At 37.3% G+C, this 24,932-nt stretch carries 20 protein-coding genes; 10 read left to right on the top strand and 10 right to left on the bottom strand.

The genetic code is table 11. The features are described from left to right. Window positions 1–18: 18 nt before the first annotated feature. Window positions 19–744, top strand: coding sequence for a TIGR02206 family membrane protein (locus IPM48_11770; GenBank protein MBK9272261.1), 726 nt, complete (start codon window positions 19–21; stop codon window positions 742–744). Here the strand turns inward: IPM48_11770 and IPM48_11765 are convergent. The 3 genes from IPM48_11765 to IPM48_11755 are packed head-to-tail and all read right to left on the bottom strand — an operon-like array spanning window position 728 to window position 5,741. Continuing rightward, window positions 728–2,692, bottom strand: coding sequence for an OmpA family protein (locus tag IPM48_11765; protein ID MBK9272260.1), 1,965 nt, complete (start codon window positions 2,690–2,692; stop codon window positions 728–730). The two genes, IPM48_11770 and IPM48_11765, sit on opposite strands and share 17 nt — an antisense overlap. Then, window positions 2,689–5,160, bottom strand: coding sequence for a carboxypeptidase-like regulatory domain-containing protein (locus tag IPM48_11760; GenBank protein ID MBK9272259.1), 2,472 nt, complete (start codon window positions 5,158–5,160; stop codon window positions 2,689–2,691). Before IPM48_11760 ends, IPM48_11765 begins: the two co-directional genes overlap by 4 nt. 2 nt (window positions 5,161–5,162) lie before the next feature. Beyond that, window positions 5,163–5,741, bottom strand: coding sequence for an aminodeoxychorismate/anthranilate synthase component II (locus IPM48_11755; GenBank protein ID MBK9272258.1), 579 nt, complete (start codon window positions 5,739–5,741; stop codon window positions 5,163–5,165). Between the two features lie 42 nt (window positions 5,742–5,783). Here IPM48_11755 and IPM48_11750 point away from each other — a divergent pair, with 42 nt between their 5' ends. From IPM48_11750 to IPM48_11740, 3 genes are read left to right on the top strand one after another with little or no spacing between them, the layout of a single operon-like run. After that, the gene (locus IPM48_11750; protein ID MBK9272257.1) at window positions 5,784–6,761 is read left to right on the top strand and encodes an aminodeoxychorismate synthase component I; all 978 of its coding nucleotides are present in this window, start codon (window positions 5,784–5,786) and stop codon (window positions 6,759–6,761) included. Continuing rightward, the gene (locus IPM48_11745) at window positions 6,745–7,347 is read left to right on the top strand and encodes an aminotransferase class IV (protein ID MBK9272256.1); all 603 of its coding nucleotides are present in this window, start codon (window positions 6,745–6,747) and stop codon (window positions 7,345–7,347) included. Before IPM48_11750 ends, IPM48_11745 begins: the two co-directional genes overlap by 17 nt. Continuing rightward, window positions 7,344–7,997, top strand: coding sequence for a YggS family pyridoxal phosphate-dependent enzyme (locus IPM48_11740; GenBank protein ID MBK9272255.1), 654 nt, complete (start codon window positions 7,344–7,346; stop codon window positions 7,995–7,997). Before IPM48_11745 ends, IPM48_11740 begins: the two co-directional genes overlap by 4 nt. Window positions 7,998–8,352: 355 nt before the next feature. Here IPM48_11740 and IPM48_11735 read toward each other — a convergent pair whose 3' ends face one another. Next, window positions 8,353–8,847, bottom strand: coding sequence for a phosphoribosyltransferase (locus IPM48_11735; protein MBK9272254.1), 495 nt, complete (start codon window positions 8,845–8,847; stop codon window positions 8,353–8,355). Window positions 8,848–8,910: 63 nt separating this feature from the next. Here IPM48_11735 and IPM48_11730 point away from each other — a divergent pair, with 63 nt between their 5' ends. The 4 genes from IPM48_11730 to IPM48_11715 all read left to right on the top strand — a co-directional run bounded on the left by IPM48_11730 (window position 8,911) and on the right by IPM48_11715 (window position 12,009). After that, window positions 8,911–10,203, top strand: coding sequence for a (Fe-S)-binding protein (locus IPM48_11730; protein ID MBK9272253.1), 1,293 nt, complete (start codon window positions 8,911–8,913; stop codon window positions 10,201–10,203). A gap of 19 nt (window positions 10,204–10,222) precedes the next feature. After that, window positions 10,223–10,996: a (Fe-S)-binding protein gene (locus IPM48_11725; protein MBK9272252.1), complete on the top strand. Its 774-nt coding sequence runs from the start codon at window positions 10,223–10,225 to the stop codon at window positions 10,994–10,996. Window positions 10,997–11,000: 4 nt separating this feature from the next. Continuing rightward, window positions 11,001–11,480, top strand: coding sequence for a hypothetical protein (locus IPM48_11720; GenBank protein ID MBK9272251.1), 480 nt, complete (start codon window positions 11,001–11,003; stop codon window positions 11,478–11,480). A 67-nt stretch (window positions 11,481–11,547) separates the two neighbouring features. Beyond that, the gene (locus tag IPM48_11715; protein MBK9272250.1) at window positions 11,548–12,009 is read left to right on the top strand and encodes a hypothetical protein; all 462 of its coding nucleotides are present in this window, start codon (window positions 11,548–11,550) and stop codon (window positions 12,007–12,009) included. Window positions 12,010–12,018: 9 nt separating this feature from the next. Here the strand turns inward: IPM48_11715 and IPM48_11710 are convergent, their stop codons facing one another. Beyond that, entirely contained in the window at window positions 12,019–12,921 is a 903-nt protein-coding gene (locus IPM48_11710) for a tetratricopeptide repeat protein (GenBank protein ID MBK9272249.1), read from the bottom strand. A gap of 97 nt (window positions 12,922–13,018) precedes the next feature. On the opposite strand from IPM48_11710, the gene IPM48_11705 reads away from it, so the two are divergent. Beyond that, complete coding sequence (locus IPM48_11705; protein ID MBK9272248.1) at window positions 13,019–14,341, top strand: deoxyribodipyrimidine photo-lyase; 1,323 nt, start codon at window positions 13,019–13,021, stop codon at window positions 14,339–14,341. Between the two features lie 618 nt (window positions 14,342–14,959). On the opposite strand, the gene IPM48_11700 is transcribed toward IPM48_11705, so the two are convergent. The 4 genes from IPM48_11700 to IPM48_11685 form a co-directional block, all read right to left on the bottom strand. Beyond that, window positions 14,960–15,583 (bottom strand): DUF697 domain-containing protein, encoded by a 624-nt coding sequence (locus tag IPM48_11700; GenBank protein MBK9272247.1) that lies wholly within the window; start codon window positions 15,581–15,583, stop codon window positions 14,960–14,962. Between the two features lie 67 nt (window positions 15,584–15,650). Further along, entirely contained in the window at window positions 15,651–21,545 is a 5,895-nt protein-coding gene (locus IPM48_11695) for a hypothetical protein (protein ID MBK9272246.1), read from the bottom strand. A gap of 114 nt (window positions 21,546–21,659) precedes the next feature. Continuing rightward, on the bottom strand, window positions 21,660–22,712 hold the full coding sequence (locus tag IPM48_11690) for an FAD-binding oxidoreductase (GenBank protein ID MBK9272245.1): 1,053 nt from the start codon (window positions 22,710–22,712) through the stop codon (window positions 21,660–21,662). Beyond that, complete coding sequence (locus tag IPM48_11685; GenBank protein ID MBK9272244.1) at window positions 22,709–23,047, bottom strand: MmcQ/YjbR family DNA-binding protein; 339 nt, start codon at window positions 23,045–23,047, stop codon at window positions 22,709–22,711. Before IPM48_11685 ends, IPM48_11690 begins: the two co-directional genes overlap by 4 nt. A 40-nt stretch (window positions 23,048–23,087) precedes the next feature. Here IPM48_11685 and IPM48_11680 point away from each other — a divergent pair, with 40 nt between their 5' ends. Next, window positions 23,088–24,167, top strand: a complete 1,080-nt coding sequence (locus IPM48_11680; GenBank protein ID MBK9272243.1) for an endonuclease — start codon at window positions 23,088–23,090, stop codon at window positions 24,165–24,167. Here the strand turns inward: IPM48_11680 and mazG are convergent, their stop codons facing one another. Beyond that, on the bottom strand, window positions 24,168–24,932 hold the full coding sequence (gene mazG / locus IPM48_11675; protein MBK9272242.1) for a nucleoside triphosphate pyrophosphohydrolase: 765 nt from the start codon (window positions 24,930–24,932) through the stop codon (window positions 24,168–24,170). It abuts the gene before it with no gap.

Below are 24,932 nucleotides of genomic sequence, written 5' to 3'. Positions count from 1 at the left end.
TACTGCTTGAACCGCAACATGGAATCAAGTGTCAAATTATCTGACTGTTTTGAACCCTTTGGATTAACGCATTTAATACCAGTATTGATCTTTTCCCTTTTTAGCTATTGGATTATCCGATACAAAAATAAATGGTCTAAACAGATGCACCATACCGCTGCGCTAATTTTTTCTTGTATTCTTTGCACCGTGGTTTTATTCAAATCAATTTACTTGTACTTTTCAGATAAATTTGATCCAACCATTCACTTTCCTTTTCATTTGTGTAATTTTCTGTGTTTAATTTTTCCCTTGCAAGCTTATTATAAAAAAAGATGGTTTTTCGGCATACTCTATTTTTGGGTTTTGGTAGGAACTTTTCAGGCCATTTTAACACCAGATCTCAAAGAGCAGTTTCCACATCCCGAGTATTTCAAGTACTGGCTGGAGCATTGTGGATTAGTTGTTTTGGTATTGCATGGTTTATTTGTTCTTGAATACAAAGTGTTTCCGGTTGATTTAAAAAACGCTATGATCGGAGCCAATATTTATCTGGCTTTTTCATTGTTGGCCAACTATTTTACGGGTGGAAATTATTTCTATTCATGTCGAAAACCTGAGGCAGCCAGCCTGTTGGATTGGCTTGGACCTTGGCCCTGGTACTTGCTCACAGGTCAATTTGCAATGCTTGTGCTATTTTCAATTTATTATTTGCCAATTCACCTCAAAGCAAAAAAACTAAACAGAATCAGCGGAGCAAGATAAATGTAGATCTTCGATTGGCCTGATGTTGTTCCTCATTGCATAATTCACAAACACATGGTACGGCCAAAGCGCTTTCTCCCAATCCTTCAGAAAAACAACGCTCAGCGGAAATACCTTCACCCACCAAAAAATCCAGTATGGATCGGGCTCTTTTATGGCTTAAATCAAGATTGTATTTTTCATCTCCACGACAATCGGTATGTGATTGAATTTTTAATCTGATTTCAGGATTTGCATTTAGCCAAAATACCACGGACTGCAAAGCTTGCTGCGCTTCAGGTCTCAAAAACCATTGATCATAATCGAAATACACATTTTCCAAAACAAATTCCTTGTTGTACTCTATAGGAACCATACGCACCGTATATTGTATGTTTATACTGGTGTCCCTTTTCAAACTAAAATGATAAGAAGGTATGCTAATTTCCATTTCAGTAGGCCAATAAGCCCTTCTACTAAATTTGAGAACATAATTTTTCCCAGGTTGAACTTGTACGATACCCAAATTTTTGTCTTTGGTAAATAGGTTCTCACCACTCTCTTCAATTATTATATACACAGAATCAAGGGCTTTTTCAAAATTGGTTTGATAGTAAAGCGGCTGTGCGTAAAATAAGATATTAACAAAACAAAAGATTTTTCCTTGGTTATTTGAATCTGCAACAATATCCGACTGTCCTTGCATTTGATAAAACCTAAACATTTTGTCCCCCTCGTTCGGAATTCGATTGCTGCAAAAAACTCCTGATTGAAGGATTGAATCATTTTTTTTAAAAACCGGATCAATGGACAAAGAATAATCGTCTGCTCCGCCATTAATGGGATACGGCAACCTTTGAGGAGAAACCCATTGTCCTGAGTTACTAAGCCAGGTTTTAAATATATCAAGACTTCCCATTCCAGGATGTGCATCAGAGGAAAAATACAATGTATCTAAATGCCAGGTAGGGAATTTTTCATTCCCCGGGGTGTTGATTGTATTTCCGAGATTGACAGGGATTGACCACTCTCCATTTCTGAAAACAGTATAGTACAAATCATAAAGCCCCTGACCACTTTTCCTATCAGAGCTAAAAACCAACACAGTGTCTGATCGGTGCAAAGCAGGATGGATATTATTGCAGTTCTGATCGTGCAAATACAATATTTCAGCTTCAGAATCTGCTTTAATTTTGCTTACATAAATGTCGCAAAAGGCATCTTCCGTTGACTTGGCTTCGCATCTCGAAAAATAGAGGTACTCACCAAGACGATCAAAACAAACACTTCCCTCATGATGGGTAGTATTGATGTTTTCTTGTAATTGTTCTACTTTATTAGAACCTGCATCAAATCGAAAAATATCAAAGAAAAAATGACCACTCCATCCATATTTATTATTACCCCGGGAGCCCAGGCGATCACTGGAAAAATACAAACTTCCGTCCGGATGAAATTGAGCCCCAAAGTCATTTGCTCCAGATTCATTGACCTGAAGTAAAGGGGCAATTTTAACTTCATTACTGGAAGATCCTCTTTTTTTCCATTCAATGGCCAATTTACATATATTAATTTCTTTTCGATAAACTGCTGCCGCGCCACTCTCTTCTGCCAACAGTGAAAATGCTCTGATGGCATCTTCATAATCTTCATTGGATTTTAAGGCAAAGGCATATTTTTCAAGAGACAGAGGTCCAAATCCCAGATCATGACTCTTTTTATACCAGCTAATACTGTTTCTAAACTGACCCATTCTTGTATAAGACTCTCCAAGGTAAAATGCAATTTTGGCTTTTGTGCCCGGATTTTTAGATTCTTCGTATTCTTTTAGAAAGTAGGGTATCCCTATTGCATATTGTTGAAATTCAAATGCTTGCCATCCTGACTTGATCTTGGTTGCTGAAAAACAAGAGGTCAACATAGCACACAAAGTGCATCCGAAAAACACGGCAAAAATTAATCTCATCATCCGGCCGAAAATGTTTTTGACATTCCTACTTTAAAATAGTTCAATGATTGGCTCGATGATCCAAAGGTCTTTACAAAATCCACTCTGAAAATTCTAAATATCTTATAACCAATATTTCCCAATCCAAATGAAATCTCAGTATAAACAGTAGCCTGATCATAGATAACAGAATGAAGTCTGACAAGTTCTTCCAGACCAAGTCTATTAATAAATGGAATGCGATCCAAAGCCAAACCTTTAAAATTCCAATCAATTCCTCCTTCCAATAAATATTGTGACGCAATGATGTCATAAGGTCTCAAACCAAGAGTGGAGTTAGGGTTTTCCGATATCTGGTAAAATCCAAAGGGAATGGAATTGGAATAAAAGCGATCGGGAACATCCGGCGGATTTTTTCCAAACCGCCATTTTCCGTATGTGTAAAAAGTCAGCTCACCAAAACGACTTGGACTCGTGGTATAAGATGAATTCAGACCAAAGATTCCAACATATAAATTCTGATGGGGATAATAAAGATTTTGATAATTAAATTCGAAAAATGGCCATTCGCTTCCTATTTTTTCTACACCATCCGGAGTCTTCCACACTTTCATTCCGGGTTGAATTCTCCATACCACCCCTGCTTTCAGAACTGATTTGTGATCCAACCATAGCACACTATCTTGAAAATTTATTGCATGGTTGGGTAAATACCCTTGATCCCGCTTAGACCAATGATAGTCAGTATGATTGCCCAAATTCTGTCGTTGGTAAAATCCAGCATTCAATTGGATTCGATGCGTATAATTCAAATCGGTTCCATAATACAGATGCACAAATTTTTGATCAAAAAGCTTGAGATAATTTACTTTTAAATATAAACTGGAGAAAGTATTGTACAATCCCTCGACTCCTTCGCGATTGTGGAATTCTGAAGTCTGAGAGCCTCCTGAGATTTGGAAAACCGACTTTCGGACATTGTTATATTGGTAATAAACATGTGCGGAAACCCTAAAACGATCCTCACCAAATCCATAATTGGGTTTTAAAGTCAATCCAATCCTTTGATAGTTAAAATATTTTTTCAGGTAATTTACAAAATCAATTTCGGGATCGAGTACCATACCTTGTACTGGATTAAAACTGATCCAATCCAATAAACCATTGGTGCTAATGTTAAACCGTTTTTTACTGAGGACGTACCGATACCCAGTCAGGATATGAATTGGCTTGATGCGATTCCTAATTCTGTCTATGCTGTCCTTGTATTGATCGGTGGACTTGTATAACTTAATGCTGTCCTTAAAGTGGTAATTCACCAGTTCCTCAGAGGTAAGTGGGATTGTTCTGACAGAATCCCAGAATTCTTGCTTTTGGACATTGGCTCCATCCAAAACCTCAAAAATTTCTGACCTATTTACTTTAATATCTGAATCTCCAAATGCATAATCTGAAAAACTCAGACTAAAACTTCCGAGAACTTTAATGCCCAAAAACTTGCCGCTGACTTTATAATGCTGGGTTTGAATTTTCCTTACTTTCTCAGAAGGTAATGGAATGAATTCCTGTCTTAAGAAAATCGTATCAAATAATTCCTGTTTGATCTGTTTTCCCAAAACAAAACCATCGAAACCATAAATACTAAATTCTTTGTCTGTAATATAAATATATCCCTGCCAGGTAGCGTCATATTCAAACCTGGGTGTGATTTTGATCTTGAAATAATCACTGCTGTCAGTATCTTTAAAACTACCTTCCAATCTGTATTTATAATGACTCATTGCAAAATCGGCTACCGGAGAAATTACTGCTTTTCCAAAACTAGAAAAATTGTTGTATAGATTCAAACTGATGGCAGATGCCCAATTTATGGAAAAACCATTGTCTGAACCTGCTACTTTCGAGGCCAGCATTTTTTCATGGAAAATATCAGGAGGTTGAAAATAAATCTGAGTTACCGCTTCTGACAAATAAAGGATTCCCTGTCTGTTGGAATCCAGATGACCGTTCATATTTCCCAAGGAAGTGCCAAATATTTTATCGGGTGCGTCCACAATTTTAAACATTCCTTTTGAATACGATTTGCATTGATAAGGTCTGCTATGGTACTCATACTTCTTTCGGTTTTTGATGGCAGCGCGCATGATTGCATAAGCAGGATCCTCACGGCTGGCTATAAATTCTACTTCCTTTAGTTCATAAACCAAAGGCACCAAATCCATTTCAATCCAAACTGCGGTCCCATCATAATTCAACTCTTTAACCGCCTTTTGGTAACCTGTGTACTGAAAAACCAATTGATGCTTTCCAGCAGGCAGGTATAGTTCGAAATTTCCATCCAGATTAGAAGTAGTGCCTGTTGATCCTGATTTTAAATAGATACTTGCAAATGAAAGAGCTTCACCATTTTGTCCCCGAACAATTCCCTTTACCTGAGAATTGGCAAGGGGTAGCTGTAAGAACAGGAAAACAAGAAATTGGACATGCATTTTCATCGAAACAGCCAGCTTTGCATCAATTCATGTCCGTGTTCTGTCATATAAGATTCTGGATGAAACTGGTAACTTTCAATCGAATGGGATCTGTGCACCAAACCCATGGTTTGACCATCTTCCAACTCACAACTCAAAATCAGAGGACTGTCCTCTGATGGCCTTGATACATACCAGCTATGGTACAATCCCACCTTAAAGGATGAAGGCAAGGAAGAAATGGAAGTACAGAAATTTTCATTGGTTCGAAAGCAGTGTTTGCGCTTACCGTGCACCACCTTATCCTGATGTATTAAATCTAAACCAAAGTAACAGCCCAATATTTGATGGCCCAGACAAATTCCCAGAATTTTTTTTGTACGAAAATTCTCCCCTATCCACTTGATTGTCAATGGATAATTTTCCGGAGTACCTGGACCAGGAGAAAGTATAATGTGTTGGAATTCGGAAAAATCGAAGTATGGAATCTGCTTATATGCCAACACCAAAGCACTGGCACCAGAGTTTTCAATCAAGCCCACCAAATTATACGTAAAGGAGTCCTCATGGTCAATAACAATCACTTCTTTCTCAATCAATGGAACGCATTTTACAAGGGTAAAATTAGCTATTTTTGCCGAATGCCTCCCTTCCAATCCTACCGACAAACCATCCAAGCCATTGCGCAATACCAGAAAGAAGACAGACCATTTCTTTTTGTGGTCAATTTTGCAAAAACCAAAGGATTTTGTGAACCAATCGATTTGCTGGATGAAAAACTTGTCCGGTTCAATATAAATCAAAACAGGCAATTTTCAAGTCCGGCATCCCATAAAATACAATTAAATCCAGCACCCATTCATTATGATTGTTTTAAAGAGATGTTCCATTCACTTCAATTGGAAATTCAAAGTGGAAATACCTATTTGACCAATTTGACTTGCAGCACAGACATTCAAACAGAATTTTCATTATTGGAAATCTATGAAATGGCAAATGCAAAATATAAATTGTGGATCAGGGATCATTTTGTGGTATTTTCGCCAGAGTGTTTCGTAAGAATTGAAGATGGTAAAATAAGCACTTTTCCCATGAAAGGTACTATCTTGGCTGACAGACCAGATGCTGCGACAATTTTGCTGGAAGATCCCAAAGAAGATGCAGAACACTATACGATTATAGACTTACTCCGAAATGACCTTCATATTGTGGCCAAAAATGTCATTGTATCCAAATTCAAATATTTAGAGACCATCAAAACAAATCAAGGGGAATTGATCCAGATGAGTAGTCAAATTGAGGGAGAATTGCGCGATGAATATATTCAAAATTTTGGTTCGCTGTTGGATCAATTGTTGCCTGCAGGTTCGGTAACGGGAGCCCCGAAGAAAAAAACCATTGAAATTATCCAGCAGATCGAAAGACACGACCGAGGATTTTACACCGGCATTTTTGGAATAGGTACGAAAACTAAATTGGAAAGTGCTGTTATGATTCGATTCATAGAACAAAACAACGGAAAACTGGTCTTTAAGTCAGGCGGAGGAATAACGCATGATGCCGATCCAGAAAAAGAATACCAGGAAATGTTAAACAAGGTATATGTACCCATTTTTTGAATCCATCAGTTTGAGAAATGGCAGATTGGAAAATCTGGAGATGCACCAGGCCAGAATCAATCGGACCTTTCATTTTTTTTATCCAGATCACAATCCCCATACCCTGTCAGCAGAACTGGATACAAAGACCTTTGCTCTCACCGGGCATTATAAACTTAAATTCCTTTACAATGAGAATAGTCATCAATTTGAACAGACAAAATATCAATCCAAGTTATTGCATAAGATTTACCTCGTACCTTGCAATTCATTGAATTATACCTACAAATATTCAGATCGTCAGAGTTTTAATTATCTAAAGAAAGGCTTACCATCTGACACAGAAATCATAATACTTAAAAACAATTTTTTGACCGATGCAACGAATGCAAATCTGGTTTTTTATGATGGTAGCAAATGGTTCACTCCAAGTCATTGTCTATTGGAGGGCACCATGAGGGCCGTTTTATTACAACAAAAAAAAATCCAAGAAATTGAGATCAGGCTACAGGATTTAACCCGATTTGAAAAATTTGCCCTGATCAATGCTATGAATCCACTCGAGCAAACCCATATTTACCCCATTCAGTTGATTACAAAACAATGATTGCAGATTACCATCAAATATTAAAACAATGCGAATCCTACAGAGCGAAGCTATTGGTGGTGTCTAAAAACCAAGCCCCCGGCTCCATTTTAAAAATTTACAATGAAGGTCAGAGATTGTTTGCGGAAAACAAGGTGCAATCGCTACTTAAGAATCAGCAAAGTTTACCAAAAGACATAGAATGGCATCTCATTGGCCATTTACAAAGCAACAAGGCAAAGGATGCTATACAGGTATGCAGCTTGATCCATTCATTGGATAGCTTTAAACTAGCCCAAACCATCCAAAAAGAATCTAAAAAACAGCATAAAACCACGGATCTACTGATTCAAATTAAAATATCAAATGATCAGGAAAAATCAGGATTTCTCTGGGATGATTTAATTCGCTCTTTGGAGCAAGATCCATGGGAACAATTGGATGCCATTCGTATCAGAGGTGTCATGGGCATTGGAAGTCTAGCCGCACAAAACACAAGACAAGAATTTAAAAACTTGTACTCCCATTTCATCGAACTAAAAAAGAACTTTTTTCAAAACCAATCTGAATTTAACGAAGTCTCTATGGGCATGTCATCAGATTATCAAATAGCTCTTGAAGAGGGTGCCACGATGATTAGGGTGGGGTCAGTTATTTTTGAGGGAGAGTGAAGTGATCACAAGGATCATTGTCAAATCATTTGAATTCTTTGAATTATCGGCACATTTACTTACTGAATGATCTGATGCTCCATACTACCCGTCCCTACTCCACATGACAGGTGTTTTTCATGCCATGGCATAATCTTTTGTATCACATCGCCATAACGACTTTTGGCTCTTTTGTCAACAGTGTTCATTAAAAAATTAAGATGTTTCACTCCGTAATAAAAAGCTCAGCTTGAAATTAAAAGAAATTTTGAATTAAATAATAAATACTTTCAACCTCCTATTAATAAAAAATAAAAGCTTCAGTTTATAAGAAAATGATTGTAAAAAAAGTAGTAGATTGGGAATAAGTTCCAACTCAATACATTTTCGCTTCTGTCGCAATTTCCTTTTGGAAAACAACTTCGATGTCTTGTTTAATCGTAGTAGCAAGTCGCATTCCATAATAATCCACATGTACCGGGAATGATTTGTGCATTCGAAGTACCAAAACACATACTTCCACAGAGGCTGGCAATGCATTGGCTAAACCCTTAAAACTATAAAAAAGCGTTCGGCCTGAATTCATCACGTCATCTACGATGATTACGGCTTGTTTTTTAAGCACAGATGCTTGGATTTCCATAGATACTTCGGTGGAAAGCGGATCAGAAGGACTAATGGACAATCGGTACAAATTGGTCTTCAGCGGACTCAATTTTTCAAGTTCCTTTCTGATTTGATTTGCCAAAAAGTACCCCTTTTGATTGATTCCTAAAAAATAGACCACATCCCGCTCAGAATGTTTTTCATAGATCTCTATGGCCATTCTTTGGATTTTTTTATTAATTTGATCCTGATTTAAAATTATCATGGTATTTTGGCTCATGTTTCTAAAAAGACAAAATTGGATATTTTTTACTAATCCCTTTTAGTTATGTTGCAAATCCTATTCTTCTCGATCTTAAGCGGTTTGGTCTTTTACATAGCTTATGGACGATTTCTCCAGATTTATAAAAATATTTCACTAGGAATCACTGAAAACGAAAAACATAATTCTATTACAGGGCTTAAAAATATGATTTTATTTGCATTGGGTCAAAAGAAAATGTTTAACAAGCCGGTGTCCGGAATTTTTCATCTTTTTATCTATTTGGCTTTTGCGCTTACCCAAATTGAACTCCTTGAAATTCTCATGGATGGATTTACAGGAGAGCACCGAATCTTTGCCCATGCGCTGGGTTCATTTTATAATTTCTTGATTAATAGCATTGAAATACTTTCTTTCCTGGCGTTTATCAGCACTTTCATATTCTTATACCGAAGAAATATCTTAAAGTTGATCAGGTTCCAAAAACCTGAAATGAAGGGATGGCCCAGTCTGGATGCAAATCTGATTCTAATGGGTGAAATTTTACTCATTGCTGGAATTTTTGTAATGAATAGTTCAGATCAAATTTTGCAAAACTTAGATCCCCAACATTACCCTTCCACGGGAAAACTATACATCTCTTCTTTTATTGGGGCGTCGTTGCTTGGCCAATTTCCACAAGATTGGCTGATATGGTTAGAGCGAATGGGTTGGTGGTTGCATCTTTTTGTCATCTATGGTTTTATTCTCTATCTCCCATTCTCAAAGCATCTTCATATTTTTCTGGCATTCCCAAATGCTTACCTTAGCAACCAAGATTCCAGGGGTAAAATGTCTAATATTCCGGTAATTGAAAATGAAGCAAGATCCATGGTAGGTCTATCTCCTAAAGAAATACAAGATCAAACGGAAATATTTGGGGCAGCTGACATTTTCCACCTTACCAAGCGGACATTGATCGGAGCTTATAGCTGTACTGAATGTGGAAGATGCACCGCAGTTTGTCCAGCTAATCTGACCGGTAAAAAACTTAGCCCTCGAAAAATAGTGATGGACATTCGGGATCGAATGGAAGAAATTTCGAAGCAGCCAAAACCCAATGGGGAATGCAACGATGGCAAAAATCTCTTTGACTACATTAGTCGGGAAGAAATTTATGCATGTACGAGTTGCAATGCTTGCGTAGAAGCCTGTCCTGTATTGATCAATCCTTTGGAGCCCATTCTGGCCTTGAGAAGATACGATATTTTGATGAACTCTGGTGGCCCTTCTGAATGGATGAGTATGTTCAACAGTCTTGAAAACACCCAGTCGGTTTGGCAAATTCCTGAAACCAGAGACAGCTGGACCAAATCTTAAATCCAATTAAAGTAAAATGATTCCAATTAAAACAGCCGCAGAATATTTTTCACAAGGAGAAACTTTTGAGGTCTTATTTTGGGTAGGATGTGCCGGTTCTTATGACGCGCGTGCTCAAAAAGTTTCCCGTGCATTTGCAGAAATTCTCACCAAAGCAGAAATCAAATTTGCCATATTGGGCAATGAAGAAAAATGCACAGGAGATCCGGCCAGAAGAGCTGGCAATGAATTCCTGTTTCAGATTCTCGCGCTCCAAAATATTGAAACACTAAACCAGTATCAGGTTAAAAAAATTGTATGTACCTGTCCTCATTGTTTTAACACCATCGCGAACGAATACCCTGAACTGGGTGGCAAATATGAAGTCATGCATCACAGTCAATATTTGGAAGAATTATTGTCCTTGGGCAAAATTAAAGTTAAAGAAGATCGATCCACTGAATCCGTAACATATCATGACTCTTGTTATTTGGGAAGAGTCAACGGAATGTATGAAGCTCCAAGGCAGGTGATCGATCATCTGAAATTGGAGATCAGAGAGATGAAAAGATCCCGCCAAAATGGTCTTTGCTGCGGTGCAGGTGGCGCGCAGATGTTTAAAGAAGACGAAAAAGGAGAAAAGAGAATCAATGAAGAGCGGATAGAAGACGCCATCGAAACACAATCTGCAATCGTGGTTTCCAATTGTCCATTTTGCATGACCATGCTTCAGGATGGGATCAAAGCCAAAGAAAAGCAAGAACAAATGATGGTGTACGATTTATCAGAAATGGTACTGCATAAAATGAGATAAGTGAATGATGGATCTATTGGCATTTTCAGATGAATCCAAAATTTGGATTTATGCAGCAGATAAAATTTTGCCCGATGATTTAATTCCTCAAATTCATCACAGCATTCAATCTTTTAGTAAAAGCTGGGCTAGTCATGGTTCACATTTAAAAGCCACAGGAGGAATCATGCACAATAATATGGTCGTGCTGGTGGTCGACCAGACTCAGGCTGGCGCTTCCGGATGTTCCATCGATGAATCCGTCCGCTTTATTAGGAAGCTGGGCGAAGAATATCAAATTGATTTTTTCAATCGAATGAATTTTCAGTACTTAGATCAGGATCAAATTCATTTGGTAAAATCAGTGGAACTTAATGACTTTCTGGAAAAAGGAATCATCAACCTGGATACCTTGTTTTTTGACAATTTGGTAGATACAAAGTACAAATTTATCCACTCCTGGCTAAAGCCTTTAAAAGATTCATGGCACCGAAGATTTATCTGATCTAAAATTAATTTGAACTGGTCGATAATTTACAATTCCATTGTCCATCTCTGCTTATTTTTGATTCATGATAGGCAAACTAAAATCTCTTTTGGGCATTGAAGGTCCTAAAATCGAAATCAAGAATGTAAATACTTCGGTACCGGGCCTGATTCAAGCCACACTTTCTATTTCAACTTTTCAGAAGGCCACCATCAAAGAAATTGACATTTATTTAAAAGAAACCTATAAATCAGGAAGATCCAAAAAGCATACAAAAAATGAATTTATCCTGGGTCTTAAGAAATTAGATGAACCCATCGAATTGCAACAAAATTCTGTATGTGAGATAAACTTTGGCCTTGAATACACTTTAATTAAATCAAAAATTGACAAACTCAAGGAATCCAATCCATGGCTATCCCCTTTGACCGGATTTGCAAAAACAATCCGAGGAGTCCAATCTACTTTTCACCTCGATCTCATTGCACAAGTCAAAGGAAGTCCTATTCCGGCAACAGATCAATTTGTGATTGAAAAACTAAAATAAGATTTCTGACTATTGGGTAGCTTCCCCTTTTTTCATCAGCTCCTGCAACACCTCTTCATCTGACTTTCCCAAATTCTGCATCAATAACTTGGCATCTTTGGCAAATTGATTATCCGGATATTTTTGAATAAATTCGTTGTAATATTTTGCAGCGTTGGCTGAATCCTTGAGCGTTCCATCAAAAAGAAATCCTTTCATAAAAAGGGAAACGGGTGCACGATCATGCTTCGGGTACTGATCGATAATCCAGTCATACAAGGAAAAACTTTTCTCATACGTGCGCAAAGTATTGGATGTTTCTGCCGCTTTAAACAAATACTCCGGAGTCTCGGCATCGTTTGGCATTGTCATGGCATAAGCCTCACATGCATCGACATAGGTTCTTGCTTTCGATTCATCAAAGCCGGTGATGGTATCTGCAAAAATTGATCTCGCAATTTCCATGACATATTCCTGAGGAGAAGCTACTTTAGGAATTTTTGTTTTTAATTCTTCATTCCTTGGGTCATCAGGATAAACAGTCATAAAACAAACGGCCATTACATCACCGGTGGTGTGTCTGTTGGTCCCGTGAAGCAATCCAATCATTCTATATATTCGATCCTTGTTCCCTTCCAAATTAGGATAGGACTTGATAATATTGTTTAGGAAAATAATTTCCTGATCTTTCTTATTCAATTGCTCACTTGCTTTTGCGGCCTTAATCAACAGCTCGCTCTGATCCATTCCCTTTGTTGATGTCTGAAGGTGCTCCAACACTTTGGTCATGAATTGGGTATAATTTTCTTCCGTTGGATTTTTATTAAAATTTTCTTCAGCCTCCAACAGCTCTTTGGAATAGCTGGGCAAACTGTTCTTGCAAGATTCTGAAATAGAACTAGTTAAAAACAACAAAACAATGAATAACCGCATAAGGAACTATTTAGCACAAATATAAACCATAATTTCCAATAACACACTGATTAACAAGCTATTTAAACTTTAGTAAAGATAAACTGTTCCTCGCACTGTGAAAAATACTGCATTCTGGTTTAGAAGGGATTTGCGACTAAGCGATAACCGGGCCTTACATGAAGCTCTTGGTTCTGGACATCAGGTTATTTGTTTTTTTGTTTTTGACAGCCATATTCTTTCCAAGATAGAGGATGAAATGGATGCAAGAGTGGGATTTATTTATCACTCCATTCAAAACATCAAATCCAGATTGCAAATGCTTGGTTCTGATTTGGTCATTGGACACGGCAAGCCTGAAGAATTGTGGCCTATGTGGATCAAGCAGTATCAACTAAATGGAATATATTTTAACAGGGATTATGAATCTTATGCAAAATCAAGGGACGAAAAGATAAAAGAGATATGCATCCAACAAAAAATAACTTTCCATTCCTTTAAAGACCATATAATATTTGAGTCTAACGAAGTAAGGAAATCAGATGGAACTCCTTACACAATCTTCACGCCGTTTAAGAATGCCTGGTTAAACAAGATAAGGCAAATTGGTGTAGAGGAATGTTTTAAGGATTATTCAATTAACTTGCCCCATTCTCCTTTCTTAAAATTTACTCCCACAACTTTAATGGACTTGAAAGATCTGGGATTTTTGCCGGCAAGATCAGTGTTTCCGTCTTCAAAAATTGATCAAAGTATCATAAAAAAATACAGTATTTCAAGAGACTTTCCACATTTAGATGCCACTAGTAAAATGGGAATCCATTTAAGATTCGGAACCATTGGAATCAGAGAACTTCTAAGAGAGGTTTGGCAAACGGACCAAACTTATGTTAGTGAATTGATCTGGCGTGAGTTTTATTCTTACATCTTACAATCATTTCCTCATGTCGAATTCTCTTCCTTCAAAAAAGCTTACGACCAAATAAAATGGGTGAACAATGAAAGTCAATTTCAAGCTTGGTGTGAGGGCAAAACAGGATATCCCATGGTCGATGCTGGAATGAGAGAATTAAACAATATTGGTTTGATGCACAACAGATTGCGTATGATCACGGCTAGTTTTTTGGTAAAACATCTGTTAATCGACTGGCGATGGGGTGAGGCATACTTCGCTAAAAAATTATTGGACTTCGATTTGGCAAGTAACAACGGAGGCTGGCAGTGGGCGGCTGGATCGGGAACAGATGCCGCACCATACTTTAGAATTTTTAATCCGACGGCTCAGCAAAAAAAGTTTGATCCTCAATTTGAATACATTAAAAAATGGGTCCCTGAATTTGACAGCCAGTCATATCCCAATCCAGTCATCGATCATGAGTTTGCTAGGAAACGTTGTTTGGAAGTCTATAAAACTGCGTTAAGAATTCAATTAGAAAATTAGAGAATTAGTTAATTAGAAAATTGAAGAATGAATTTTTGATAATTTATCGCCGACTTGTAAATGAGCCTTGCTAAACCAGCGGTTAAAGAATTTAATTTGGAAATTTGGATATAGTTGTATTTAGATAAAGCTCTGATTTTAAATAGCCTTTCTAAACCAGCGGCGCCAAAGAGGCAGATTTTGGCGATGAAATTTACATGGCAAGTATGAAGATCCAAGAGTTAATCACATGATGGAAGGTATTGCTTTGTGCCTTATTTTGTCGTTACTTAGAAAAAATTTTATTGAGGGAATTGGTTAAATTAATTTTCGGAAAGTGACACTTAAGTAACGACAAAATCCAGCACCCAAAATCTGCTCAACAGCGTTGGATTTAAGAAACGGAGGTTAAAGATTAGCGCTGCAAAAAGACCCGCCGCCTTTTAGAAAGGCTGCGTTTTTGCTACTTTTTGCGCGACAAAAAGTAGGACAGAGGAAAGGATACACTATGTTGTTCTATACTGATTATTTGAAAATGAGTTAATTTAAGTAAGTCAAAAATGCCAAAATAGATTTAATGTCTGGTTTTGAGCTTCAACACCAACTTGGCAGGATTATCCGAATAATTCCTTAACGCCCTCAAGCATCCCCCATTATCTTCTTTTTAAACTGCTGGTATTCTTCTTCTGAAAGAAGCCCTTTTTCCTTCAACTCTGCAATGTCTTTTAACTGGTCAATCGCAGATCTGGTTTTGTCATTATTACTTGCCGAGCTTTGCGCTGTTTCTTGAGTCTCAGTCCTTTCTGCCTTCTTTGCTTTACTAAGATTTTCAGCGTATTCCTTTCCTTTTTCAAACCACTCATCGTACTTCTTCTGGAAAGCCTTAGGATCAAAATCGAGAATGGTGCCTCCATCTTCCAGGTGTTTTTTAAAAACCTGACCCATTGCATAGGTAGATGCTCCGCTCATAGCCGACATAGTAATCCCCCCCAGAATTGTCCCGATACCGGGAATAAATTTTACAGCTCTTGAAGCTATTTTTGATGCACCAGATGAAGTAAGTGCTGTGATGATGGCTTTTCCTTGATTTTCTCCAAAATCCTTGCCATGTATTTTACACAGTTGCCGAATCATATCCAATTGGATAGCAGATACGGCCAAAAAGTCAACGACCGGGACCCAGATTAAACCGGCCCCCATGGCCCACATCACGTGATTGCGAATGACATCTTCAGATTGATTGGCTTTAGATTTTTCTTCCATTTTATTTTTTTTCAAAGATAAGAGATACAAAAGATTCCAGTTATCAATCTTAGACCAATAAAGTAAATTAATCGATGTTTAATGATATTCCTTTGCTGTTGGCATTGAATTCCGGTGCATACATGCATTGAATGGTGGACACTCCATTGGAAAAAGATCCGGTAAATGCAGCTCTCAGTTCATACTCAAAAACAAATGTTCCGGACGGTAAAAAGGAAATGAAAAAATCCGTGGACAAATCTCCAGGAGATTTATAATAACCAAGACCAGATTTCCATTCGTATCCTGACAATTGTCCTATCAATTCAAGCCCACTTGCACGCATCAATTTTAAATGTACATACTCCATCGGCCGATCAGATTTAATCACACATCGCACTGTTACTAAATCTCCTTTCAATAATTTTTCTTTTCCTTTGATAGGAATCAATTTTTCTTTTTGGTCAATGATGACTTTCTTAAACAGCTCCTGAGAAATAGACAATCCGGAACCAAAATCATCTTTTATCTGATCCAAATCTTGCCAATATTGAACATACGCAGCACCCCAGGAAGCATGTGGGTTGGGATTCACTGCTTTTATTTTGGCCAACTCTTTCTTCAATTGGGAAGATTCAAATTTTTCCTTAAAATATAAACTTCCCGCCAATTGATCTTTTGGAACCAAGACCTGATTGTTTAAACTGATTTTTGTTTCCTGACTTTCGCTCGTCCAATCCGTGGCATATTGCAAGATGGCATACACAGCCAGCGAAGTGGCTTTGGTCGTTCCCCAATGTTGCGTCTGCTTATTTTTAAGCAACCACAATTTCATTTGATCACAGGATTTTACATCTTTGGTGATTTCGTAAAAGGCTTCAATCAACATTGCCTGAGTTTCTATTGGCAGTTGGTTCCAATAATAACTTCTTGGTATCTTCCAATACATTCCCAATTCAGCATGTTGAATGGATCTTTGGCGCAATGACTCAATAATCAATAAAGAGTTCGTCTGATTCTTACTCCGATGAAAAACCAAGGCACACATGGCCTGATCATATATGTTCATCTTTCTCCAATAAACATTCATTTGTTCCATCCAAAATTTTACGGCTGCTGTCGACTTAATTTTTGAAAACCAATCCGGATAATAACTCGTCGCATACAAATATTGAACTTGGAGTGCAGAAATGTGCTGATCTTCCCATTTGGCTTTTCCTTCCTTCACCAATTTCTCGATGCGATTATAATCTTCCTGAATTGATTGATCTAAAAATTTTGAAGCTTTAAGGACGATACTTTGTAAATCACCTTCTCCCTTATCAATCACTCCCAGTTTTTGCAAATGCGCAATTTGACTTACAATATGTTGTGTGATAGTCCGATCTGGCCAGGTACCCGGAAACCACGAAAAAGATCCGTCTGAATTTTGTCTTTGCTTTAGTTTATTTATAGAAGATTTAACTTGTTGATTCATTAAATTATAATCCATTAACAATGCTACTCTCCTTATCTGCTCACTCTCTGATTCTGCTTCCAAAACCCAAGGAGTTTCTGCAATTAAAGCAGATTTTAGCTCTTGATTTTTTAACAAAGGAGAAAGTTGCTGACCATCTTCCAACAATCTTTGAAGTACCATTTTAACCCTTGGCATTTTCTCAATGATATGCGAACCAATCGAATTGGCAAATATTTGACTCATCAATTGCTCACTACATTCGTGAGGATAATCAGACAAATATGGCAGCGTCTGAATGGCGTACCAAACAGGATTAGAACTAAATTCAATGGTAAAATTATGAGGCTTAGCGCCCGGTGCAAATGCATTGTTTATCCCAGTAAAGTTATACTCTTTTGTAGATTTTGCCGGAACATGCATGGCCAAGGTTTGTGTCAATAATTTCCGATTGGATACCACTGTCACACTCTTCTCTTCTCCATCCTTGTGTTGGCCAGACACCACACTGTATCTTAAGATCACCGCATTTGTCATCTCTTCCGGCACTTTCAATTTCCAAACCAGAGTTTCTGATTGACCAATTTGTATTTGGACCTGATCATTGCTTTGTTTAATATTAAACTGATCCGAAATATTTTGCAGATTGGAAGCATTTAAAATTTCCAATTTAGCCGTACCAATGATGCTAGTTTCAGACAAATTACTCACTGTAGCACGCAGTTCCATTTGATCTCCCTGTCTTAAAAATCTAGGATAAAAAGGTTTAATCTGAACCGGCTTACTGGTAATCACTTCAAGCGATTTATATCCAGTTTTCATATCTTTGGAGTGAGCAAATAACTGAAGTTTCCACCTCGTCAATGCCTCATTCATTTTAAATTGAAACTCAACCTTACCCGTGTTATCGGACTTTAAATGCGGATAAAAGAAAACGGTTTCATTTAAATTGGTTCTGGTGGGGACTTCCTCCTTTTTAACTTTATTTGTCTCTTCTATCCCATCGTGGTTTTTTATTTGCTCATTTTCCGCAAAAGCCTCCACCGCACTTTCGGAAGCCATCGGAGCAGCACTTCGATCAGCCACTCCGGCTGCATGAGATTTTAACATTCGGAAATCAGAATAATTTTGCGCTAAATCAGGTAAAGAATAATGCGTCCTTGAAAGACCATTTCGCCAAGAAAGAATTGACCCCTGTTCTGATTGTAAAGCCAAATACTCCGACCCAAAATTGCTGGATGAAATATGAGTAGCCGCATAAAAATCAGGCCAGAATGAATGGTTCCACGCAAATGGTAAAATCTGATCTAGAGATGCGTCATACATTGAGGCAAGCATCTCAAAACCAGTATCTTCCTTCACGACTGAATTAAGACTAAATGACCAAATTTCCTGACTCCCTGGCAGCATTCTATCTCTAAATGTTACAGTATTAATTTCTATGTTTTTATTTTTCCATGGCACTTCCACAGAAATATTAAACGGATACATTCTATTGTCCAGGATCGTAAATCCACTCCAAAAGACATGTCCAGCTTCTTGATCAAGGACTGGATATTCAAGAACAGATTGATCCCGAAGAAATTTCCACTCTGACTTGCGTGAATCCCTCGAAGAAAATTGAGTGTAATAATGAAGTTTGGTATTGGGACCTGTCAGCCCTACAATCAGTTTATCACCTTGATTCAGGGTTGGGGCTAAGGTAAAAGCATAGGGTTTGATGGAATTTAAATTCTCTCCCTTTGAAAAAACAGAGAAATGCTTGATATAAACAGATTCATCTTTCGTTCCTCGATTTGCAGTAATAACACATTTTACGTTTTTCCGATTTTTTAAAATTTCCTTAAGGTTCAAATTGAATTCTTTTACTTGAGTAAATTCACTTTCAAATATCTTCCCTCCAATCTCCATTCCCTCCAATTGATCTTCATTGTCATAAACATCCCTGGGAAACCAATTCTGGTGTTGGGTCAAACTGTACTTAAACACGTCAGGTTTTTCCCAGACTCTGGCTTTTAAATGTTGATCAGGCGTTTTAAGTTCATAAATTTGAACCTGAACATTAGAAAGAACTGGTTGACCTTGTATATTATTTATAATTACTTTTGATTGTTGCAAAGAATCTAAAATCATCCAATCTTTCAACTCTGTGTGAATGAATACAGATTGATTGGACAAGGAAAAAGCACTTGATGTAGATTGCGTTTCTCCATTTGGGTCCACAGCGTCCACTTCAATCTCGAAATACTGAATACCATGCTTCAAATCATCCGATTTACTGGCTAAAAATTGAAAAGAAAATGTTCCATCCAATAAAGATTCTGCCGAACCAGAAGTCAATAAAATCCTTCTGGCAGGTGGAAAAAACATCTTTGAGCCTCTAAAAATATTAAAGAAATCCCAATAGACAGAAAAATACACCTTAAATTGAATTTTTGAATGCGCCACTGGCACACCGCTGTAACTTATTACGGCACCCTTCACTTGAACCTCGTCACCTAATTTGACTTTGCCAAAAGAAGAATCAAGTTTAACTTCAAAATTGGGGCGTTTGTACTCTTCTACTTGAATACCAGTCCCGCCATTGACCGTTTGAATAGAGTAAGCACCCTTTAATCCACCAATGGGTATCACAAAGCTGCCACTGGCTGTTCCAAATTCATTGGTGCGCACATGCTGTCTTCCTATTTCCTGATAGTTCGCATTTCGAAAAACAATTTCGAGTTTTTCATTGGCGACAATTTTCGGAAAATTATTCTTAGAATTGTATTTTGTATAGAGTACTTTAAAATGAACAATTTGGCCAGGACGATAAATCGATCTATCCGTAAAAAAATGTGCTTGGGTGTAGTCCACATCTTGCTGCTTTCCATGGTCGTAAAACCAATCGATCCCCCACAAGACATCCTTTTTAAAGCTTACTTTATACTTATGATAATTGGGCTTTTTAACAATGACGGAGCCATCTTCATTTGACTTAATCGTATGGACAGAGAAACAAGGATCGCCATTGTGCATTCTACCGTTATTGTAAGAATAGAATTGAACAGTGGCTCCTTTTATGGGTGCACCAGTGACGCGGTTTAATATGAAAAATTTCTTCTCTACATTCGTATTTTGTAGGGTCACAGCCGAAAGATCACTCACCTGAAAAAGCAAGATTCTTGAATGAAATTCTGTATCTACCAAGGAATCAGATGTCAGCAAATAATACCCTGCTTTAAGGCCATCCAATTTTAATTCAACCCGATGCTTTTTAAAATCTGAGCTTTGCGGCCATGTCTCGTTCCATTCTTTAAATGGTTTTGTTTTATACAATATCTTAATATCGGCTTCAGACCAAACAGGTTGAAAATCCCTGCAATCTGAATTTTCAGATTTATACAAACGAAATTTATGACTAAAAACATTACGATAAGTGACCAAACACTTAAAAGGTTGATCGATTGTAACCACTGATTCCAACTTAACAGAAAGTTCTTTTCTTCGCAATACATTTTTAATTTCAGAAATTTTTAGACTCAAAAAAGAATCTGGATTCAGTTTTAAAATCTGATCGGCAAAGGAATCAATTTGGGTATATTGAAAATTAATTTTTTGATCTTCCAGATTTGATTCATTCTCTACCATGGCAATTTCATGCATGATTTCCAATCGATCACAGAGGATGTATGTAGAATAAGGACTCCTGTTTTGGGACTTGAAGTATTCATCCAAAGCTTTCAAATACAAATCCATAGCTGTTTGCGTAGTCTGATATGCATCGTAAACACTTCGAAGCCTAATCAGATTGGTCAACATGAATAGTTTATCTTTGTTGGTGTCTTTGTGGTAATTCAATATTGTCTGAAATACATGCCAAGCAGAAAAGCTATCCACTCTTAATTCCAGAAATTCATCAACAGGCTTCAGTAAATCCTCTATACGATACGTTGATTGAAATTCCAATAAGCCAAAAGAACCCTCTTTGTATAATTCCAAAGCATGGTGAACCAAAAAATCAAAGAGAGTAGGCAAAAAAACAGAATCTTCACCAATATTTAGAATGGATTCATAGTTACTTAAAGATTCTGTTTTAGACAAGTCATTTTTCAAAGACTGGTGTATAAAATACTGTGATTTCTTTAGCAGACTACTTTTGGACCAGGTGTCCAGGTCCAGAGAATCTTGCTCCTCTCCTGCAATATCTGTTCTTTGGGAGTAATTTGGATGCCAAAGATTTGCCATCTCATGATAATATTTTCCCAACAAGGAAAATAAAACCGATCTTCCAGGTTCTTGTATATTTGGTAAAGTTTTCTCCAGTCTGCCAATGGCTGATTTTAAACCTTCAGAATCTTTTTGAATCTGAATACTTTCCATGTGAATTAATGCTTTGACAATCTGAGGATGATTTTGCTCCACTGTAACTTGTTGGTACAACTTTTCAATTTCAATCATTGCGTCTTCAAGCAATCCGTCATTTAACAACAAGTTGATTTTATCCCACACCAATTTATAATCCGGATAATCTTTTTCTTGATTCATTTCAACGGGAAGATTTAACCAAACTGAAATAAAAATTGAGACTATTAAAACTGATTTGAACATCATTTAGAATTAAGATAGTAAATATACAAATATTTTGCCACCAGAATTTGGTCATACTAAAAACCGATTCGAATTAATACTGGACTCCGGTTGAACCTGATTCTCCAATAAATTGACCATAGACTTCAAAGAATATGGAATCAAAGAGGCCCCCTTTGTGCCAAAACCATTAAATATATACATTCCCGAAAATTTAATCAACTCACCAATGACCGGCCTTCTGTCACGGGTGGTTGATCTAAATCCAAATAGATGAGTCTCCAGCTCAAAACCTCCTTTTGTTAGATTGTCCAGAAAATTGATTTGATTTGCTTTCTCAATTTCTGTATGCATATAAGTTTGATCTTTCAAATTATAATTGGATCCCACCCAATACTTATGGTTTGCAAAAGGGACAATACTATAATCGGATTGGAAAATAAAATCAATTTCCTCCTTCAATCGTACAATCATACACTCCCCTTTTAACGGAAATAATTCAATACTGTTGCAATATGGATTTTTCGAGCCTCTGGCACCATCGCAAAAGACAATTTTGTCAAACAGTTCTCCATGATAAATCCATCCATTTTCCGTTCTTATTAGATCGTCTAAATAAAATTCTGATTCTCGAGAAATTCCAGATTCTAATAATTTTTGGTTCAATATAGTACATAACAAAGACACATCGACCTGGGCAGCGCAACTTAACAAACCCAGGTCAGAACCAGATTGACAATATTTCCAGGCAAGATGATTCGATGGAACCATGTGCATCATAGAAGCATACTCCGGATCCTGGCTTCGTGCATGCCATTCGTTGGAATGCGCAGCAGTTTTTAACTCTACCAGGATTTCCCGATCATGCCATATTTTAACTCTGAGCTCCTCTTCCAATTCTCTGTACATTTCAAAAGCAGCATTCCATAGATTTTCATAATTCCAGGTTTTGACATATTTCCTACCAGTAATTGGTTTGATCACCCCGGAACTAACACTACTTGCCTCACCTGTTTTACTACCTCCAAATAAAATTAATTTGGCCTCCAATTGATGGCTAAGTTGATACGCCAACCAGCAACCTGCCAATCCGGCACCGACTATTCCAAAATCGTATTTTTTCACGAATTCTTCTTAGACTTTGTAATAGCAACAAGGTTGTAAGAATGGTCAATTAATTTTTTAAGCAAGGTATCGCCTATCCTACCTTCAAAATGAACCGTATTCCAGTGCTTTTTATTCATGTGATATCCCGGCTTGATGTCTTCAAATTCAGATCTCAATTCCTCTGCATATTCCGGATCACATTTTAAATTGACCTTAAACTCCAATGTGTCTATTCCGGCCAATGCAAATATTTTGGAATTGACTTTAAAAACCAATGTATCAGGTCCGAAAGGAAACTCCATGCTAATGTCTGGCTTTGTTTCACAATAAGCAATAAACTGTTCAAGATTCATTTTTAGAAAAATAATGAATAAATACCCTAATTTTGCAAATATGAGACCGTTTTTTCTATTAATTCTATATTATTTTCAGAGCCCTCATCTTTGTCATTCACAATGGAGAAATACGACCTTGTTTCCAGGTGATTCGTCCTATTTTCTATTATCCAAACTCGTCAATCAATATAAACCTTCGACCGTATTGGATTATTCCAATGCAAGGGTCAAAATGTATCAGGAAATTTACAACGAAAAAGACACGGTTTATTGTGTTTATAGCAAGCATGCTTTGTATTTAAACCCTTTGAGCATTGATCCTATTGGCGACCTCATCAAAAATGGCAACCCCAATGGAATCAATTGCGAACATACTTTTCCGCAAAGCAAAGGTGCTGATCAAGGCAATGCCAGATCGGACATGCATCATCTTTACCCATCACGGGCAGCAGTCAACGAAGCGAGGTCCAATTTACCCTTTCAAGAAATTGACGACAGACAAACCACTAGTTGGTTTTTCAAATCAAGCAGCCAATCAAGCATTCCAACAATAAACAAAGATCTTTACAGTGAGGCTAACAATCATGCGTTTGAACCCAGAGAGGACCACAAAGGAAATGTTGCAAGAGCCGTCTTCTATTTTATGTGTATGTATGAACTACAAGCCGACAGAACTTTTTTCGAGGAGATCAAAGCTGATTTATGCAACTGGCATTTACAGGATCCGGTGGATTCTTTGGAATGGCAAAGGACCCATCTCATAGGAAAATATCAAAATGACAAAGTCAATCCCTTCATTTTAGATTGCAGTCTTGCCAGAAGGACGTATTGTCCGTTTTCGAAACTCTGTACTTCTGCTACCTCTACACAAGATTTAGATCCATTACAATTTGAATTTAAATCCAGTGTGGTGGTGGATGAAGTTGAAATCACACTTGACCTCAATACTGAAATCAAAGATCTTCATGTTTCCATCATAGATTTAAACGGAATCTCCGTGTTTGATGAACAAAGGAATAACGCTCAGCTCGTTGACAAAATCGTAGTAAACATAGCACATTTGCCTTCTGGCTTGTACTATATTATTGTCGGAAATCAATCTAAAATTTCGCTTCCTAAAAAACTCATTAAACTCTGATTACTTCTCCCCCTTTGCCTTCTGCCAAAGTTGTTCCATTTCTTCTAAACCCATTTCGGTCAAAGGCCTGTTGGCATTTTTTTCAATAAACTCAAATCTTTGTATAAATTTCCTATTGGTTCTTTCCAAGGCAGCTTCAGGATCCACTTTTAAAAAACGGGCGAGATTGATAATGGAAAATAAAACATCTCCCAATTCAGCTTCAATGTCTTCCTGCACTTTTCCATTTTTAACAACTTCAGTAAATTCTCCAATCTCTTCCATGATTTTATCAATGACCTGAGCTGAATCCGGCCAATCAAATCCAACCTGACTTGCTTTGTCCTGCAATCGATATGCTTTTACCAACGCTGGCAAAGACACCGGAACGCCTGCCAGAATTCCAACTTTTTTTTCCTTCTGCTTTAACATCTCCCAATTGCGTTTTACATCTTCTTCATCCTTCACTTTCAAATCTCCGTAAATATGAGGATGTCTGTATATTAATTTGTCGGCAATGGCATTCAAGACTTCCAGAAGGTCAAATTGATCTTGCTCCTTTGCAATTTTGGAATAAAACAAAATGTGCAAGAGTAAATCTCCTAACTCTTCCTTGATACCTGCAAAATTATTGTCCAATATGGCATCGGCCAACTCAAAAGTCTCCTCGATGGTGAGATTGCGCAAAGAATGGATTGTCTGTTTTCTATCCCACGGACAGCCCTCTCTAAGCTCATCCATAATTTTCACAAGACGAAGAAAAGAATCAGATAATCCAGGATTCAT

The sequence above is a fragment of the Saprospiraceae bacterium genome (genome assembly GCA_016715965.1).
GTDB lineage: Bacteria > Bacteroidota > Bacteroidia > Chitinophagales > Saprospiraceae > Vicinibacter.
Note: the sequence above shows the minus strand (reverse complement) of the source record. Positions and strands in the feature narration are given on the sequence as shown.